Source organism: Floridaenema fluviatile BLCC-F154 (assembly GCF_041929135.1).
Classification (GTDB): Bacteria; Cyanobacteriota; Cyanobacteriia; order Cyanobacteriales; family Aerosakkonemataceae; genus Floridanema; species Floridanema fluviatile.
On record NZ_JBHFNS010000036.1, the window covers coordinates 79,988 to 98,797 of the forward strand.

The window sequence follows — 18,810 nt, forward strand, 5'->3', positions numbered from 1 at the left end:
AATGAGTAAAGACTCGCAAACTGTGATTGATGAATTTCAACAAAACGTCAATATGACGGCGAAAGAAATGGAAAATTGGCTCAAAACAGATGAGTCAAAATCAGTTGGACAAAAAGACGGAAATAGCGAATCAATTGGACATGAGTCTGGTAGATATATTGTCGATATTTTGCAAAAGAAAGAAGCAAATTACACCGATGATGATATCTCCCAAATGCAGCGAGTTGTGAGTTACATCAAACGTCATTCCGCGCAAAAACCATCAAGTGATATTGAAGATTCTCGCTGGCGATATTCTCTAATGAATTGGGGACACGATCCGCTAAAATAAGTAATTTTCTTTACAGATAAGAATGACCAAATCAGTAGGGGCGGGTTTAGCAAAAGGGTGCGAAAACCCAGCAATAAAATTTAAGTCAAAACCCGCCCATCCCAAGCATCTGTAGCAAAAATTTAAGTAATTGATATAAAGGAGTAAAATAAAAATGGCAAGCGAAACTGCTGAGAAATTTATGCAAACTCTTCAGCAAATCGAGGAAAACAAGAATGTTGAACCTTTGGTTTCTCTGTTTACTGAAAATGCGGAATTAAGTAATCTGGCAACTCCATCGCCGCTACAAGGAAAAGATGGTGCTAGACGCTTTTGGCAAAAATATTTGTCAGTTTTTCAGCAAATTCATTCTAAATTTACCAATGTGGTAGAAAGTAATGGTTCTGCTGTGTTAGAGTGGACTTCTGAAGGTAGTTTAACATCAGGTGAACCGCTAAAATATCAAGGTGTGAGTATTATCGAAACAGTAGATGGAAAGGTACAGCGTTTCCGTACCTATTATGATTCAGCTGCTTTTTTACCCCAAGGCGCGAAACAATGAATTTGAGCACAAAAAACGATCGCACAACCACCTTACCAAACTTAGGTTTAGTCTGCATTACTTCATCCGATAAAGTGCGTTATCGAACTGTTACTCGCAAAAGATTATTATCATTAACACCAGATGAACAAGCAAAGGTGTTAAGAGAATTATATGCAGACAACTTGCAGCGACTCAATAGTGCGATCGCTTTTTGTGTAGCTAACAACATTAAATTATATCGGATTACTTCTGCATTATTTCCCTTTGCTGACGACACCCTTGGCGAAGATATCTTAACAGAATTTACAGAAGAATTGGGCAAAATTGGCGATCGCGCCCAGCAATTAAATATTAGAATTGTGATTCATCCCGATCAATTTGTCGTTTTAAGTTCCGACAAACCAGAAGTTATTGAAAACAGCATTAAAATTCTGAATACTCATGCCAGAATTTTAGATTTATTAAGTTTACCACGTTCCCCTTGGACAGTAATGGAAATACATGGCGGAAAAAGCGATCGCGCCGAAAGACTAATTAATGTAATCACCAATTTACCAGAAACAATTCGTTCTAGAATCGCCTTAGAAAACGACGAATACGCCTACAGCGCCAGCGAAATATTCGACATTTGTCGCGCCGCAAATATCCCAATGGTTTTTGATGCTCACCATCATCTAATCCACGAAAAACTTGATAGTTACGACCATCCCAGTATAGCCGAAATGTTAGCCAAAGCCCAAACAACTTGGCCTAAACCAGAATGGCAACTAGTTCATATTTCCAACGGCAAAGAATCCTTCAACGATCCACATCATAGCGACTTAATCACAGTAATGCCAGATGCTTATAAATCAGCACCTTGGATCGAAATAGAAGCAAAACTCAAAGAACAAGCGATCGAAAAATTACGCCAAGAATGGTTGCCATTAGTCATCAGTCATTAATCATTGGCACATCACAAAAAACATCTGTGTTCATCTGTGTTCATCTGTGTTTATCTGTGGATATCTGTGGTTAAAAAAACAAAATTTCATCTGTGACAATAACTCCAGTTTACCAATGACAATTAACCAAATAATTTAACCATTCCATCCTGAAAAACTAACAATTCTCCTGGTTTAATTTGCGTCCAAACTTCATTATCAGTTAAAGGAGTAGTGGCAATAATTGCTACACGATCGTTCGGAGTAGTCAACTTTTGAAAATCCACCGTCACATCTTGATCGATTAAATGAGCAGCAGCAAAAGGCGCTTGTCTTACAATGTACCAAAGATTCGTCGAACAATGAGCAAAAAAATCTGAACCATCAGAAAGTAAATAATTAAAAGTTCCCTTTTCTGCCAAACTTGCCGTCACTTCCTTTAACACCGGATAAAGTTTTGCCAAAGGCGGTTTTGCTTGGGGAAAATACGATCGCAACTCATTCAAAATCAAACAAAAAGCTTTCTCACTATCCGTCTCACCAACTGCGCGATAAAACCCATTATTTTCGGCATGAAAATTTTCTAAATTCCCATTATGAGCAAACACCCAATATTTCCCCCAAAGTTCGCGCCGGAAAGGATGACAATTTTCTAAAGCAACTTCCCCTTGAGTTGCTTTGCGAATATGAGCAATCACATGAGTAGAATGAATCGGATAACATCTGACTACATCCGCAATTGGAGAAGCAACAGCAGGTTTAGGATCTAAAAAAATCCGACATCCCAAACCTTCAAAAAAAGCAATTCCCCAACCATCTTGGTGAGTATCTGTTCTTCCCCCTCTAGCAGAGAAACCTTCAAAGGAAAAACAGATATCCGTCGGTACATTGCAATTCATTCCCAAGAGTTGACACATAGTAACTGGGGATTGGGTACTGGGTACTGGGTACTGGGTAAAATTTTACCTTGTTCCTTTTACCTCAATATTTATTTTTCTTTCCTTCTTCCTTAATTTACCTTCTGCCTTTCCCTCAAGCAGGACCTATCGCATCAATCGCCGCCTCAAGTGCGATCGCAACGTGAGTCCAATGTGTCCCACCCTGGCAATAAACAATGTAAGGTTCTCTCAAAGGCCCATCTGCCGAAAATTCCAAAGTACTACCTTCGATAAAAGTACCACCAGCCATGACCACCTGACTTTCATAACCGGGCATTTCCCAAGGTATAGGTTCCACGTAAGAATCAATAGGCGAATATTGCTGAATCACCTGACAAAAAGCAATCAATTTTTCCGCCGAACCCAATTTAATCGCTTGAATCACATCCCGTCTAGGTGCTAAAACGGGAGGATTCACCGGATAACCCAACTTATCGAATACGTACCCAGTCAAATAAGTTCCCTTCATCGCCTCCCCAACCATTTGGGGTGCTAAAAACAAACCTTGGAATAGCAAACGGTGTTGGTCAAAACTTGCACCCCCCGCACTGCCAATTCCGGGGGCTGTCAGGCGACAGGCAGCCGCTTCCACCAAATCTGCCCGCCCAGCGACGTAACCCCCCGCCGTGACCACCGTACCCCCCGGATTTTTAATCAATGACCCGGCTATTAAGTCAGCACCCACATGGGTTGGTTCTTGGGTTTCAATAAACTCGCCGTAACAATTATCCACAAAGCAAACAGTGTTAGGGTTTTGCTGCTTCACAAGGTAGATAATCTTTTCAATTTCCTCAATAGAGAGGCTAGAACGCCAAGAATAGCCACAAGAACGTTGGATCAACACCAGGCGTGTTTTTTCACCTACCGCACGAGGGAGAGCTTCCCAATCTACATTTCCTTCTTTCGTCAGAGGTAATTCTCGGTATTTAATGCCAAATTCAATAAGTGAGCCTTGACCCTCACCGCGCAAGCCAATCACTTCTTCGAGTGTGTCGTAGGGAGAACCGACGACAGCCAGCATTTCGTCACCGGGACGCAGGACACCGAATAAGGCGCAAGCGATCGCATGAGTACCGGAAACAAACTGCACCCTTACCGCAGCAGCTTCCGCACCCATCACATCCGCGAACACCTTGTCTAAAGTTTCTCGCCCCAAATCATCATGTCCATAGCCCGAAACTCCTGCAAAGTGATGGGCTCCGACGCGATGACGACGAAAAGCCGATAATACTCTTTTGAGATTTTGCTTGACCTGAGCGTCAATTCCAGAAAAAATCGGAAATAGTGCCTGTTCTGCTTCAAGCAGCTTTAATAAGCTGTTCATTCATTCCTCATTCACGATATAAGTATGCGGATTTTCAGATCGCGCAGATAGGCCAGATAGTTCGTTTTAAGGTTACAAATGACGCTTGCCACCTCAACCAAACTTCGCCTAGATTGGCCCGTGATCCTGTTCATGTCTGCGATCCACATTGTCGCTATCTTTGCCTTCTTCCCTGGCAATTTTAGCTGGGCAGCAGTAGGTGTAGCCGTACTTCTCCACTGGGTAACAGGCGGTTTAGGAATCACATTAGGTTTCCATCGCTTAGTTACCCATCGTAGTTTTCAGAGTCCCAAGTGGTTAGAATACTTCTTGGTTTTCTGCGGCTGTTTAGCCTGCCAAGGCGGGCCTATAGATTGGGTCGGTCTGCACCGCATCCATCATTTACACTCAGACCACGATGGCGATCCTCATGACTCCAATAAAGGATTTTGGTGGAGTCATTTGAACTGGATGCTTTACCAAATCCCCGAACGGGAAGAAATTCCTCGATTCACCAAAGATATTGCCGAAGATCCAGTTTATCAATTTTTGCAAAAGTATTTTATTCTAATCCAAGTAGGATTAGGTATCGTACTTTACTTACTCGGCGGTTGGCCTTTTGTTCTCTGGGGCATCTTTGTCCGCCTAGTTGCTGTTTATCACTGCACTTGGTTGGTTAACAGTGCTACCCACAAATTCGGCTATCGTACTTATGAATCTAGCGATCGCTCTACCAACTGCTGGTGGGTAGCTCTACTAGTTTATGGCGAAGGTTGGCACAATAATCACCATACTTTTCAATATTCCGCCCGTCACGGTTTAAAGTGGTGGGAAGTTGACATGACTTGGATGACCATTCAATTGTTACAATTCCTTGGTCTAGCCACCAATGTCAAACTAGTAGAAGAGGAGAAACTCGTATAGTTTTCCGGTTTTTAAGATAACTAGCGAATTCCCTTAAAATCTGCCATTTCCCTGTACGATGTGTTTTAACGTTGTCAGGGCTTCCATGCTGATTAAGCCGCGGCGCTGTCCTTTTTGGTTAGACATTCCGAGAAAGATAGCGTCTCCTCTTCCCGGATTTCGGGAAAATCTCGGACTAGCATTAATGTAAGTTGAGGCACTATTTACACCTAAAGCAAATTGGCGGCTTTCTTGGTAAGATTCGGTCACTATGCAGTCGGCATGACCGCTGCTGTATTGGTTAATCCAAGCGATCGCACTTTCCACACTATCCACCAGCTTAAAGGCTACTGTGTTAGTCAGGTAAGACTCACTCCATTCCGAGTCATTAGTGCTTCTCAACTCAGGAAACTCTGCCACTAAGTTGGCATCACCTTTTAAAGTAAAGCCCTTTTCCTTCAAGCTATTAAATAGGGTGACTAAGGAAGAGGGTTTTTGATTGGGATGAATTAAAACTTTTTCGATCGCATTCACTGGATCGGGCTCACTTTGATGACTATCCATAATCATCCAACGCGCTACTTCCAAGCTACCCGAAGGCGACCAAAATAGGTAACAGTTACCCATTCCCGATTTTAAAACTGGGGCAGTTGATTGCCGAACTACCTGCTGTACTAAACTGGGACGACCGTAGGGAATCACTAAATTAATATAGCGGTCTTGAGTAATTAAGTCTCGCAAAGAACCGCCTTGATCGGTTGGCAAAAGTTCCAAGCTTCCCTCTGGTATTCCTACTCCCTGTAATGCTGACTGCAAAGCTTGAGCAATTACACTATTGGAATGACTCGCCTCAGTTCCACCCCGGAGAATTAGAGTATTTCCGGTTTTCATACATAACCCAGCTGCGATCGCTGCCAATTCAGGAAATGCTTCATACACTAAAGCTATTACCCCCAAAGGCATCAGCTGGGAGTATGTTTGGGAATGTTCCAACTGATAACTCGCTGTCATTACTCGCCGCATCGGATCTGGTAGTTCCCCTAACCTTTGCAGCATTTGGATCGTAGTTTGCAGCCGTTCCGGTGTCAGTTTCAGCCACTCTAAAATTAATTCTGGTATTGCCATTTCCCGACTTGCTTCCAAGTCCAAGGTATTGGCTTCCAAAATATCATCGGAGTAGCTCTTTAGTGCTTGTGCCATTGCTTGCACGGCACGCGATCGATCGACTCCTTTAATGGTACTCAGTCCAAAAGATGCGTGATAGGCACGCTGAACTGTCGCCATTAAATTCGCATTCACTGAAGCATCAAACGTTTCGGTGGTCATAAAGCTAACGTCTGTAAGCTAGCCAGTACATCAGGACTATCAACATCAACGCCACCACTGCTCCCATAATAAATCCAATCACGATGGGAGGTTTATCTGGCAAGCCAGACTGGGCCAAGATTACCCCCACTACAAACACTACTACAATGATTAGCAGCGCCACAGGTAGGTAGCTGTCTCTGATCCGCGGATAGGCTTTACTCCATTTCGTACCTGTCCAGTGCCAGGATCTTTTGTAGGGGTAGGTCGTCGAGAGTTGCTCGATCGCATGACCATTTTCCTCTACTACAAAGATTTGCTGACATTTATTGCAGCCAAAGGCTTCTGTCAGGACAATGGGCATTAGTCGCCCCCTTCGTCCACAGGGACATGGATAATCACTATTTAAATCTATCTTTTGGGCTTTTGGAGATGGCACAAGCGGTCTTATATCAAACCGAGTTTATCAAAGGTTTACTTATAAATATTCCCGTCATGAACAACTTATTATAAGGTATTTTCACCATCTGCGATCTAGCAAGTTCACTCCCATAGGAAAATTTTTCTAGTAATTTTGATCGGCGTTCCAGTACCAGTGTTTCGGCTGAGTGCCAGAAGAAAGGATCTCCGATCCCACCAACTACGAAAAATTAACGCCCCACCTCCAGCATCATGAAAGCGGAACTTAATCTTGGCTTTCCTAGTTGATTACCAATCTCAAATTCTTTTCTCAATTTTCTAAGCGGGCAACGCGATTCGAACGCGCGACATTCACCTTGGCAAGGTGACGCTCTACCGCTGAGCTATGCCCGCAACCTCTTGACTTTTACTAGTATGTCAGGAAAATCTCGGTTTGTCAACTAAAAAATCAGAAAATTTTATGGTTGACCTGGGAACGACCTACTCTAGCTCAGTTGAGGATTTAGGAGCGATCGTACTATTCCCTGCCGCGGGTAAAGGTTGGGTAACAGCTGCTGGTCCGACAACTTTACCGCTGTAGGGTTCCATATTGCCGTTACCCCTAATTTGACGCATCAAACTAGCCATTTCCAAAGCACTCATAGCATAATTCCAGCCATGATTACTTTTAATTCCTGCCCTTTCTAGAGCTTGCTGCATATTGTCTGCTGTAATAATGCCAAAAATCACTGGAATTCCAGTTTGAAATCCAGCAGCAGCAATCCCTTTCGCCACTTCAGCCGCGACATAATCAAAATGAGGTGTTTGACCTCGAATCACCGCACCCAAGCAAATTACCGCATCATAACGCCCGCTGAGTGCCATTTGCCGAGCTACCAAAGACACCTCGAAACAGCCTGGTACCCAAACGTAATCTACCTGAGTGCCGTGAAAATCAGTATCGATGCCGTGGCGTTTCAGACAATCTTGACAACCCTCCAAAAGTTTGTTTGTCACTAAGTCATTAAAACGACCAATCACAATCCCAAACTTTAGGGTTTCTGTCTGAGTAAACGTTCCCTCAAAAACTGCCATGTCAATCTTTTTGCGTCATAAGTCAATTGTTCTTTCTCCATTGTCTCAAAGCCAATCACTTCTGACCTACTGAGCAAGGAATTTTTGACCAATGACTAATTGACTCAGCTTAGACGACGAAGGAACTTAACGCAGCTACCACCAATACTAAAGCTACCCAAATCCCAGAACCCAAAAACAGCAATCTCTTAGATTGATCCCAATTTTGGGGTGAGGCATAAGCAACGGGTACCCAAACTACTAATACGAAAGATAGTGCTACCAGAGCAAACAGCGCAAGTTGAAACAGGATTGTCATTTTTTGCTTCTCCCAAGACAGCAGACAGCTGATTAAGTAATTAACCTTTTCACCCACAAGGGGCGAGATTTTAAATTCCTATCTTGCTAAACTACCATGAAGCGGTCATGTTTCAGCAAGAAAGGCAGAGGACAAGGGGACAAGAAAGAAAGGTGAAAGGGAAAAGGTTAAGATTTTACCAGTACCCAGTCCCCTATCTCCTGAAAGCAATGGATTTGATTTTGTGCCATACAACTGCTGATTTTGATGCTTTGGGAGCAGCTGTTGGGTTAACAAGGTTGCTTTCGGGTGCGAGAATTGTGTTAACTGGTGGTGCTCATCCGGCGGTGCGGGATTTTTTGGCGTTGCATCGGGATGAGTATGCTTTGATTGAAAGGCGATCGGTTAATCCCAAACGAATTCGATCGCTTACAGTAGTAGATACGCAACAGAGCGATCGTTTAGGTAAAGCAGCTGAATGGTTAGATTTACCCAACTTAACCGAAATTACTTTATACGACCATCACTTAAATCAAGCTTCTGATATCCCAGCAACGCAAGTCACTATTGAAGCTGTAGGCGCTACTACCACATTGATAGTAGAACAGTTGCAAAAAATCGCCGGAAAAAACTTTTTAACACCTGCGGAAGCAACGGTGATGGCATTAGGAATTCATGTTGATACAGGTTCTTTAACTTTTGACCATTCTACAGCTAGAGATGCAGCTGCTTTAGCTTGGTTAATGTCTCAAGGTGCATCTTTACCAGTTATTGCTGAATATATCGATCCGGGTTTATCGCGTCAATTACAACAATTACTTCCTGTTGCTTTAGATAATTTGCACCGAATAAATCAGTGGGGTTATACCTTAGCTTGGACTTTAATTGATACTCCCGGTTTTGTGCCTGGTTTATCTAGTTTAGCTTCGCGGTTAATTGATTTAACAGAAAGCGATCTTTTGTTGTTAGGAGCAAGATACAAGAGTGATAGTTCTGCGGAAAGTTTAACAGTAATTGGTCGATCGCGTATTAATGGCACAGATTTAAATCAATTATTTCAAGATTTAGGTGGTGGCGGACATTCCCAAGCTGCATCTCTCACTATGAAAACAGTTTCCGCAGAACTAATTTTACAACAGTTAATTGAACGCTTAACCGGACAAATTCCTCATCCTCCCACCGCTAGAGAATTAATGTCTTCTCCCGTGCGAACTATTCGTCCAGAAACTACAATTGGACAAGCACAAAGGATTTTATTAAGATATGGTCATTCGGGATTATCGGTAGTTGATGCTAACGATCGATTAGTCGGAATTATTTCTCGTCGAGATATCGACATTGCTTTACATCATGGTTTTAGTCATGCTCCAGTTAAAGGTTACATGACTACTAATTTAAGGACAATTTCTCCCGATACTCCTTTGCCGGAAATTGAATTATTAATGGTAACTTATGATATTGGTAGGTTGCCAGTTTTACAAGAAGGTCAATTAGTAGGAATTGTTACTCGCACTGATGTTTTACGACAGTTGCATCAGGAAAATCGCCGGGGAGAAAGAGACAAAGAAACAGGGGGAAATCCTGCTTATTGTACTTTACCAATTTCTCGGTTGCGCGATCGCCTAACTCCACCTTTATGGAAATTATTACAAAAAGCATCTCGCCAAGCGGAAAAACGCGGTTGGCATCTTTACTTAGTTGGCGGCGCAGTACGCGATTTACTCCTAGCCGATCGACAAAAACAAGTATTATTAGAAGATATAGATTTAGTTGTAGATGGGTTTCATAAATCTGCCGATGTTGGTGCAGGTGTAGAATTAGCTAAAGCCTTACAAACAATTTATGCAGGGGGTCGTTTAGAAGTTCATGGACAATTCCAAACTGCTGCTTTATTGTGGCATAAAAACCCAGATTTAGGTTCACTTTGGATCGATATTGCTACAGCCAGAACTGAGTTTTATCCTTATCCAGCAGCTAACCCAGAAGTAGAAGCAAGCTCAATTCGTCAAGACCTTTACAGAAGAGATTTTACCATAAATGCTTTAGCCATGAGACTAACAAATCCTCGTGTTGGTGAATTGTTAGATTTCTTTGGCGGTTTATTAGATTTACAATCTCAACAAATTCGGGTTTTACACGCTAATAGTTTTATCGAAGATCCAACCAGAATTTATCGTGCAGTGCGCTTTGCCGTGCGGTTAGGTTTTGAAATTGAACCGCAAACAGAAAGTTATATTAGGTATGCTATAGCTAGCGGAATTTACGAACAAATTCAAGGCAAAAATGGCAGAGCGCCAGCTTTAGAAACTCGGCTAAAATCAGAATTAAAATATATTTTACAAGCTCCTTACTGGAAACCAGCATTACAACTTTTAGCAAATTTAGAAGCTTTGCGCTGTATTCATCCCAGTTTAGAGTTAGATGAAAACTTGTGGTGGCAAGTGCGGTTGTTCGATCGCTGTCTCCAAAAATTCGACCCGCAAAAAACTTTAGAACATTGGCAAATGCGCCTCGAAGTTTTAATCGCTTATTTAGCCCCAGAATTTCGCGGTAAAGTAGCAAATAATTTACAATTATCAGCAGATAGTATTGAGCGATTACAGAATTTAGACAAAGCCGAAACTAACATTACTAAAACTTTGTCAGCATTGGAGTTAAAAAGTGAAATAGTCCAGTTAATGCGCCAGTATAATTTACCTACTTTGATTTTAATTGCCGTAAAAACTTCTCGCCCAATTAGACAAAAAATTTGGCGTTATCTCACCGAATGGAATTACATCAAAACGCCTTTAAATGGCAATGATTTGAAAGCTTTAGGATATAAACCAGGGAAGCAATTCAAAGAAATTTTAGATACTTTGTTAACTGCGACATTGGATGGAAAAATTGATAATCGAGAGTCCGCCGAGGCTTTTATTGCCGAACATTTTCCTTTGACATAGCTTTCGTGATTAATACATTATTCTTGAGTCCGCGTAGGCGGACTTTGTTTGTGTAGTAGTGATTTCAATCGCCCTTGATATCAGAGATCAAACAAAAAGTGAGACTCAACATTCTGATTCATTTGTTGAGTCTCACCTTTAATCAATTAGGACTCTCGTTATAGAGAAACTCTCTCTAGTTGATTACTTGGGTTGTGAGCTAATCCATTCCAGAATTTGATCGACCTTCTGTTGTAAAGTGGCAACATCAACAATGACCTTACCAATGCCCACATTTTCATCCCGAACTTTAAACTGACGAACATCCCGACCAAAGCCCATCAGAGACGGACGTTCCACATAAGTCACACGATGTAACACCCGCCAGGTTTTATTCGGTTTACCCGCTTGGGCTTGACGCAAAGCCCGTGCTTCTTCATCATTGCTACGCAACCATTCTGGGTCAACCACATAGTTAAAGAAGTCTTGGAAGTGTTGGGTACTCGATTCGAGATAGAAACTCATAAACCGATAACGATCGACTTTTTCCCCAGGCAAAATGGGGTTATCGTTGTAGTCCGTCACCCCTTTATTTTCCATGCCACTCAAATCAATATTCAACTCAAAACCCTTGCTGCGAGATTCGGTTTTACTTATGGTTTGAGTCAGATTAACTGTAGCTTGGGCAGTTAGTTCTGATTCCATACCGCCCGCCTCGAATTTACTATGAACCCCAAACCCCCCAGTCATAGCAAAAGAGCCACCAATGGTATGTTCGACGGTATTGGCAAAGCTTTGGGCTTCCGTTCGCAGTCCACCGTCAGCATCCCAAACGTAGGTGTTCACAATATTGCGTTTCCCGGCTCGAATTTGGATATCTTCCATCCGTTTTTGCCATCCGGCAAAACTGTATGTGGCGTGTACTTGTTTCTGTTGCTCAGTAATCTTACTTTGGATTTCCGCCTGTTTAGCTTGAGAAGCCACAGTTTGCTGTTGGGCCTTTGCATCCGCCTGAGTTTGGAGGCTTTTCGCTTCAGCTTGTTGTTCCTCAGCCGTCATTTCGGTAGTCGGTTGATCTTCTTGCCGTTGGATTCCAATGGTGGTGGGTGCATTACCGTTGTCGATCTGATTCGACAACGACGTTTCATCCACTCCAATCACATTATAGTTAGAGAAGTAAGATTCCCGTCGCTTGTCCTCCGCCTCGATTTGACGTTTGAGTTCGTAAGCTTCTTGCAAACGATAGTAACTGGCAGGATAGAGGGAACCATACTGACTACGCATTTCGGGAACGTGCTTAAAGAAGCGTTGGCTAGTGGCAGAGCTTCCGGTCATGCCATCTAAACTGCCATTCATGGTGTAAGCCGGATTCATCAAGAAGGTGATCGTGTTGACATCGGGGGGAATACCATCCACAGGTAGCACTTGGTAGCCAATCATTTTCTTACTACGAGCCAATCGGCTAACAAACACATCTGCTAATGCGGAAACTACTAACGCATAGCCGATATTTTTGGGAATAAAGCGGTTGCCTAAATGGGGGAATTTCGGATTGTCTTCAAATGTACCGCGCAATTCCAGTTTGTCGGTCATGCTCAGGGATGAGCTAGAGGTGATACTGGTCTCGTTTTGGTGGCTGTGGCTGAATTCTAAGTTGGCCTTGACACCCAATTTCGCTTCTACTTTTTTAGAAACGAACGCACCAATATTGAATTCAAATCCCGTACCCACGATTGTCTCAATGTTTGCGCCGCCGCCAGCTTCTTGGTTTCGCATCCAACTAAACTCCACATCTTCAGTCATGGTTAATTCCACTGAAGTTGCACCGTTATAATCATCGGCTAAAGTGAGGTTTTCACTGGGTACAGGGGGCGCACCTTCGATGTAACCGAGCAAAGTGGGAGCAAATTGGGCATTACCAATCCATTTTAATTCCAGGGTTTCGAGGGGTTTGTCGGATAATAGGTTGACACCATTAACAGCAGGAGCAGCAAACAACCGCCGCATCATCGCCGTTTTTCGCCCCGTCATTGGGTCTATGTTAATCGTGCTATATTCTGCACTCACCACAGCACTGCCAATCCCTCCCCAGGGGACATTACTTTCTTCGACGATAGTAGCGGCGGTGACAGTGCCATCATTAGCTCCCGCGTAATCTACAACTTTGTTGGTCGAAATTGCATCTAAAGGCAAATAGATTGCCAAACCCGGCTCTTGACCCGCCATCCGTTTATACAGATTATCCTTAATTTCGGCCTCGGTACGCGCTTGATTCCAGATGCGAAATTCCGCCATTTGTCCGTCAAAATAGGCATCACCAGCCCACTGACTCCGTCCGATGTAATTAAGCGTGCGGTTGACGTTATTGGGCAGATGACAAGTCCCCGATTGGATTAACTGACCATTCTTGTAAATTTTCGTATTACCAGAAGGATCTTGGGTGACAGCAATGTGCATCCATTTTCCCAGGTCTAGGAAACCAGGAACTTGTATATTTTGTCCAGTAGTTCCCCGATAAACGTAGAATCCCAGTGTATTACTCGTGCCTGCATTGGTTAAGAGAATGTTATCAGCAGGAGCTCCATTGGCGAAATCAATAATTCTCGAGTAATTTTTAAAGCTGTTGTAACGCACCCACACTTCTAGGCTAAATCCTTGGGTGTAATTGATGTTCATGGCGGGTAACGAGATGTGACCGCTAACTCCATCAAATTTCGTCACCAGATTACTCGGTTTGAGATAACTCAGTTCACCAATAGGTGCGGCACAAGCCCACCAAAGAGCATTAGTCAGCGTCCCGTTCTTACCATTACCCGAATTATCACGGATGTCAGTGCCGTTGGCTTCATTTAGGGGATAGTAAGCCAATAAACCGGATTCATTTCCACTAATCAGGGTACGGCTATTGGCTTCAATTTCTTCATCACTCAGAGCCATTCCCCAAATACGGACTTCTGCGACTTTGCCAAATTGCTCGCATTGGGATATAGAAGTCAGTGGTAAGGTTTGATCTGTTACGTTCGTGGCTTCAGTCACAGTGCCATTATTTCCAGCCACCAGGTCTAAGACTTTTCCGCTTTCCACCTTATTCAATGGATAATAAGCCACTAAGTTTGCTTCTTTGCCCGTCAGTCGCTTATCCATATCTGCTTGAATTTCTGCTTCGGTACGGGCGACTTTCCAGATTCGAGCCTCGGCGATTTGACCCTTGAAATAGTTAGTGTTGGTACCATCTAAACTACGACCAATGTACAGAGGTGTTTTATCTACAACCAAACTGCCACCTGTAGGTCCTTGTACGATCAGTTTGCCATTAATGTAGGTTTTGGCGGTAGTACCATCGTTGGTAATAGCGATGTGATGCCATTGATTCCATGTGATCGAACCATTGGGTGTATCAGGAGATCCAGCACTAGTTGATAACGAAGTATGGAAACGATGATGAATAAACCCATTACTGTTTAACCAGATATTAAAACTACGACCTGGTTTGCCGATGATTCCTTGCCAAGGATCAAGAGGAATATCAGGTTTAATCCAAGCTTCCACAGTGTAGGTGGTAATCTGCAAGTTAAGATTATCTGTGGCAGTGATGTAATCATTGACCCCATCAAAATTCACCACCCCATAGTCGGTGGCAGCCTGACTAGCAACGAGATGATTATTACCGATCGCATAAACATCGCTGGTGACTTTCAAGGTTGCTTGTTTAATATCTTCTAGCTTTTGCTTGAGTGTGGCATTATTGGGTTCAACACTGAGATTAACTTGAGCATCTAAGAGGGCTTTCGCTTTGGTATCGCCCACTTCCTTACCATCAATGTAGAAGCGGGTCGTGTCTCGTTCACCAACAACGGTAAGATGATGCCAACCTGTGGATAGGGTTCCCATGTTGAAACCACAGTCGTAAAAGTATTGTTTGATGGGGTCATTGGTGAGGTAAATGCCTAATTTTTTGTCACGACTAACGACAATGTGCTGATCGGCATTTTGTCCTCGGATCAGAGTATTCCATTGTACTGTTGCGGGTAAAGGATAACAGAACCAAGCCTCCATACTCCAGTCTGGTGTTAGAGACAGGGGTTGATTTAACTTAACTACACTGTTGTCATTACGAAAATTCAAGCAAGGACGTTGACCATTAGGAACCCACTGTTCAAAAGAACTATTCAGGCTGTCGGCTGTGGCATCATAGTTAGTACGCCGCATCCGTCCTTGTTTGTCAAAGTAACTCAATTGCACATTCCCTTCACAGGTTTCAATGGCACTCAGTCCACTAGCGGGACGCACAAAGCCTAATAAAGCTCCTTGTGTCACCAAACCCTTAGCATCTTTGGCAATTTGGGGCATGGTTTGGGGTGTTTGTTGGACTGCTCTGACACCACTGAGAAAGTCATTATTTAAGGTGTTGATCTCCGTCTGAATGGGGGTAACTAGGGCGATAACCTGTTGCAGACGAGTTTGTAGTGCGGTTTTCTGTGCCGCGAGGTCAGTGCTAGGGGTTTCTAGGATTTTCAGTTCATTTTGCAACTGAGTTAACTTTTCTTGCGCTCGTTGTAGCTCAAGGGTTTTATTATCCCAGGCTTGTTTGGCATTGGCAATGTTATTATTGCTAACTCGACCGAGACTGACAATTTTCCACTCTTGCCGCCAATTCAAATAGGCTGGCCAACTCACAATACGCTGGTCGTAACTCGTATTGCCAAAGTCCGCGACCATAGTATTGTTTTCCCGACTCTGAAGACCCCAGTAACCATCAGCATTTTTTGCCAATTTCCAATGGTAAACCGCCGAGTTAGGGTCAGCATTGAGTTCCCCTTTAACGGGATCGCCTTGGGGTGGAAATTTGAGTAACCGATTCTCGTAGGAACTCACAATACGATAATAACCGGAGTCCACTAATTCAAATTTAAAGTCAATGGCTTTGTCAGTGACCTTATCACTAGCGCGTAGTATTTTCGTGTCACGATCCAAAAAGGCTGTCCACAGTTCACCCCAGTCTCGCACGATGATTTTACACCAGTAGTTAAACATATTGCCAACTTCTGCATCGTGATTAGTCTTACATTGAGCCTGTTGATTTTGTAAGTTACTAATGAGACTTTGTTGATTACTGATTTCAGTTTTTTTGGCACTGATTAAAGTGGGAAGTTGGGTGGCTGAAATTTTTTCCTGAGCGATAATAGCCGCAATTTTGCTTTCTAAATCCCGTTTTTCGACCAGTAAACTTCCTTCTTGTTGCTCTTTGACTTCTAATAGGGTTACTTTCCCTTCTAAGGATGCTTGATTATCTGCCAAAGTTGTCAAGCTAACCGTATCGGTGTATCGAGCTTCGGTAATCACATCCGAGATTAACTGAATGCTTTGTTTGCGAATATCTAAAGTCGTCCAAGTTCCTTTGAGATTACCAATACCAAAAGAACGCACTAAAGACACCCCATCAGGGATCACAAAACGGCATTTTGCTTGATACCAGCCGCCACCAATATCGGTAATTACAGTGTCACCAGGCGTAATATTAATCCAGTCTAAAGAACTGCGATTATTTTTACCTTTGTAGCTAAGGGCAAAAATTTTGCCCTTAGCTCCATCAACATTATTAGGGTTGAGTGTCGGAGTGACTTTAAACTCAAATTCTTCGGTGTAAGTCCCACATTCAGAAACCGCAAAAAGTTCCTCATTTTCGTATTTAATTGCCGGAGTTGTTGTACCCGGAATGTTACGAGATATAGACACCGCACTGACATAAGCACCGCCATAAACAATGCCATCATTGTTATTAACTGAAAAATCAATAACTTGACGATCTTTCCCTTCTTCAACCACTGCACCTAAGCGCCAGTAACCCATTAAACCGACTTCTTTACCCGTCAGTTGCATATACATGGTATCTCGGATCTGGGTTTCTGTACGAGCGACTTTCCAGATCCGAACATCAGCCATTTGTCCAGCAAAAGGATGCGTTGATCCTCCACTCCAAACTCCAGCACCTATAGTAAACTTATCGGCTGAAGTTCCATAATTAGAAATGGATGTTCCTCCTTGCACTTTTTTTACACCGTCAATGTAAATACGGAGTTGTTTACCATCACCAACTAACGCAACATGATGCCACTCATTCATTGGATATGAATAGATAGTTTTGGTGGCTCCACCATTGCTTGTCCAAACTTCAATTTGATTAGATAAAAACCCAAATTCAATCAAATCATTTTGGCCAAAAAGGCTAGTTCGACTACCACTTATTAGTGAGGCAGGTTTAATCCAACCTTCGAGAGTGAAAGCAGAACAATTATTGAGGATGCTAGATCCTGTGGAAATATAATCATCCACCCCATCAAAAACCAAACCGCGCCGTTTTTGCGATTCCATTTTCAGGTTAACGGCGGTTCCGGTTTGCCATTTAATGTCTTCGAGACTGAAGGTGTTATCGTCAATTTTCTTGACGGTGTAAGTACCGTTATAATCACGGGTATCCACAACTTGTACCGCTTCTCCAGTATTTAAACCGTGATTTAGGGCGGTAATTCTTAATTTCCCGGTACTGGTAATTTCACAAGCTGTTACCGCACCATTAAAGACTAACCCTGTTTGTTCTTCGGGGATAACTTCCCAGTTTCCTAACACCGGACTTGGGGGAGTTACTTCAAAGACATTTTCATCAATTTTGGTGATGCCTTGTTGGAAACTATTGTAGTTGCGAGTGCCACTAATTTTAACTTGGTTAATTTTCGTAGCATCCAGGTTTGTCACCGTTGTAGAAACCACGTTAACAGCATCTTCTTCTCCCTGTTCTAAACGAGTAATTTGTCCTTGGGGAGGTGGCGTTGTTGTGCCAATGATTTTGACGTTATCTAAGGTGTTTAACGGTAATAAAACTTCCCGCGCCGTATTACGCCAAATTTTCTCGGTGGCGCTCGAAGAAATTTGGGTTCGTTAACTGCTCCTAAAATTTTACCTAAACCTTTCTAGACCTACTCAAAAGATGTGCTAAACTGCCATTATGAGTAAGCTAACCAGATCGGAAGCAGCAAAAATCAAAGGGGTGTCAGTTTCCACGTTGAGAAGGTGGGAAGCCGAAGGAAAACTTACACCCGAACGCACATTGAATGGTCACAGGCGTTATAACTTGGCTCAATTATTAGGAATCAAGTCAGATAATGCTATAACAATTGGCTATGCCAGAGTTTCTAGCCATGACCAAAAATCAGACCTAGAAACACAAAAGCAAGTGTTAGAGCTTTTCTGCGCTCAACATGGTTGGCAATATCAAGTAATAGAAGATCTGGGGTCTGGGCTGAATTACAGCAAGCGAGGTTTACAGCGATTAATCAGAATGATTACCGATAATCAAGTAGAAAGATTGGTGTTAACTCATAAGGATAGATTGCTGCGATTTGGCTCGGAATTAATCTTCAGTTTGTGCGAACATTTTGGCACAGAGGTAGTAATAATTAACCGCACAGAAGATGCTAGTTATGAGGAGGATTTAGCCAAAGATGTCCTAGAAATTATTACTGTGTTCTCTGCCAGACTGTACGGCAGTCGCAGTCATAAAAATAAAAAAGTTGTAGAGGAGTTAAGAGAAATTGCTCAAAAGCTTTAAGACAAGACTAAATCTAAACAATAAACAACGCACTTTAGTAGCAAAACACGCTGGAGTAGCTAGACACGCTTGGAATTGGGGATTAGAAATTTGCTTGGACGCTTTGGCTAACAATCTAAAACTGCCAACAGCTATTGACTTACACAAAAGGTTGGTAGCCGAAGTGAAATCAGTAAATCCTTGGTACTACGAAGTATCCAAATGCGCTCCTCAAGAAGCATTGCGACATCTTCAAAAAGCGTTTCAAAGTAGTTTCACAATTCTAGGAAGAGGTAAACCAAAGTTC

15 protein-coding genes and 1 tRNA gene are annotated in these 18,810 nt (G+C 42.7%); 8 read left to right on the forward strand and 8 right to left on the reverse strand.

Annotation, left to right across the window (positions count from 1 at the left end; translation table 11 throughout):
* Position 1 precedes the first annotated feature (1 nt).
* The 3 genes from ACE1B6_RS08255 (at position 2) to uvsE (ending at position 1,798) form a co-directional block, all read left to right on the forward strand.
* Complete coding sequence (locus ACE1B6_RS08255; RefSeq protein ID WP_413256774.1) at positions 2-331, forward strand: DUF3140 domain-containing protein; 330 nt, start codon at positions 2-4, stop codon at positions 329-331.
* Between the two features lie 154 nt (positions 332-485).
* Positions 486-872 (forward strand): nuclear transport factor 2 family protein, encoded by a 387-nt coding sequence (locus ACE1B6_RS08260; protein ID WP_413256775.1) that lies wholly within the window; start codon positions 486-488, stop codon positions 870-872.
* Entirely contained in the window at positions 869-1,798 is a 930-nt protein-coding gene (gene uvsE, locus ACE1B6_RS08265; protein WP_413256776.1) for a UV DNA damage repair endonuclease UvsE, read from the forward strand. The genes ACE1B6_RS08260 and uvsE overlap by 4 nt, the downstream gene beginning before the upstream one ends.
* A gap of 122 nt (positions 1,799-1,920) precedes the next feature.
* Here the strand turns inward: uvsE and ACE1B6_RS08270 are convergent, their stop codons facing one another.
* Positions 1,921-2,694 carry a class II glutamine amidotransferase gene (locus ACE1B6_RS08270; protein WP_413256777.1) on the reverse strand — a complete coding sequence of 258 codons (774 nt, stop codon included), beginning with the start codon at positions 2,692-2,694 and terminating at the stop codon, positions 1,921-1,923.
* 115 nt (positions 2,695-2,809) lie between these two features.
* Positions 2,810-4,039, reverse strand: coding sequence for a methionine gamma-lyase family protein (locus ACE1B6_RS08275; RefSeq protein WP_413256778.1), 1,230 nt, complete (start codon positions 4,037-4,039; stop codon positions 2,810-2,812).
* Between the two features lie 78 nt (positions 4,040-4,117).
* On the opposite strand from ACE1B6_RS08275, the gene ACE1B6_RS08280 reads away from it, so the two are divergent.
* Positions 4,118-4,942, forward strand: coding sequence for an acyl-CoA desaturase (locus ACE1B6_RS08280; RefSeq protein WP_413256779.1), 825 nt, complete (start codon positions 4,118-4,120; stop codon positions 4,940-4,942).
* A 33-nt stretch (positions 4,943-4,975) separates the two neighbouring features.
* Here ACE1B6_RS08280 and ACE1B6_RS08285 read toward each other — a convergent pair whose 3' ends face one another.
* The 5 genes from ACE1B6_RS08285 to psbZ form a co-directional block, all read right to left on the reverse strand.
* Positions 4,976-6,247, reverse strand: a complete 1,272-nt coding sequence (locus tag ACE1B6_RS08285) for a glutamate-5-semialdehyde dehydrogenase (RefSeq protein ID WP_413256780.1) — start codon at positions 6,245-6,247, stop codon at positions 4,976-4,978.
* A 4-nt stretch (positions 6,248-6,251) separates the two neighbouring features.
* On the reverse strand, positions 6,252-6,665 hold the full coding sequence (locus tag ACE1B6_RS08290) for a hypothetical protein (protein WP_413256781.1): 414 nt from the start codon (positions 6,663-6,665) through the stop codon (positions 6,252-6,254).
* Positions 6,666-6,967: 302 nt separating this feature from the next.
* Positions 6,968-7,039 (reverse strand) — tRNA-Gly (locus tag ACE1B6_RS08295).
* Between the two features lie 87 nt (positions 7,040-7,126).
* The gene (ribH, locus tag ACE1B6_RS08300; RefSeq protein ID WP_413256782.1) at positions 7,127-7,720 is read right to left on the reverse strand and encodes a 6,7-dimethyl-8-ribityllumazine synthase; all 594 of its coding nucleotides are present in this window, start codon (positions 7,718-7,720) and stop codon (positions 7,127-7,129) included.
* A 109-nt stretch (positions 7,721-7,829) separates the two neighbouring features.
* Entirely contained in the window at positions 7,830-8,018 is a 189-nt protein-coding gene (psbZ, locus tag ACE1B6_RS08305; RefSeq protein ID WP_413256783.1) for a photosystem II reaction center protein PsbZ, read from the reverse strand.
* A gap of 209 nt (positions 8,019-8,227) precedes the next feature.
* Here psbZ and ACE1B6_RS08310 point away from each other — a divergent pair, with 209 nt between their 5' ends.
* The gene (locus tag ACE1B6_RS08310) at positions 8,228-10,939 is read left to right on the forward strand and encodes a CBS domain-containing protein (RefSeq protein WP_413256790.1); all 2,712 of its coding nucleotides are present in this window, start codon (positions 8,228-8,230) and stop codon (positions 10,937-10,939) included.
* Between the two features lie 183 nt (positions 10,940-11,122).
* Here ACE1B6_RS08310 and ACE1B6_RS08315 read toward each other — a convergent pair whose 3' ends face one another.
* Positions 11,123-17,671 (reverse strand): LamG-like jellyroll fold domain-containing protein, encoded by a 6,549-nt coding sequence (locus ACE1B6_RS08315; RefSeq protein WP_413256784.1) that lies wholly within the window; start codon positions 17,669-17,671, stop codon positions 11,123-11,125.
* Here ACE1B6_RS08315 and ACE1B6_RS08320 point away from each other — a divergent pair.
* The 3 genes from ACE1B6_RS08320 to ACE1B6_RS08330 all read left to right on the forward strand — a co-directional run.
* Positions 17,622-17,858 carry a hypothetical protein gene (locus ACE1B6_RS08320; RefSeq protein ID WP_413256785.1) on the forward strand — a complete coding sequence of 79 codons (237 nt, stop codon included), beginning with the start codon at positions 17,622-17,624 and terminating at the stop codon, positions 17,856-17,858. The genes ACE1B6_RS08315 and ACE1B6_RS08320 overlap by 50 nt on opposite strands.
* A gap of 63 nt (positions 17,859-17,921) precedes the next feature.
* Positions 17,922-18,524: an IS607 family transposase gene (locus tag ACE1B6_RS08325; protein ID WP_413256786.1), complete on the forward strand. Its 603-nt coding sequence runs from the start codon at positions 17,922-17,924 to the stop codon at positions 18,522-18,524.
* Positions 18,508-18,810 (forward strand): helix-turn-helix domain-containing protein (locus ACE1B6_RS08330; RefSeq protein ID WP_413256787.1); only part of this gene is annotated, 303 nt, incomplete at its 3' end. The genes ACE1B6_RS08325 and ACE1B6_RS08330, both read left to right, overlap by 17 nt.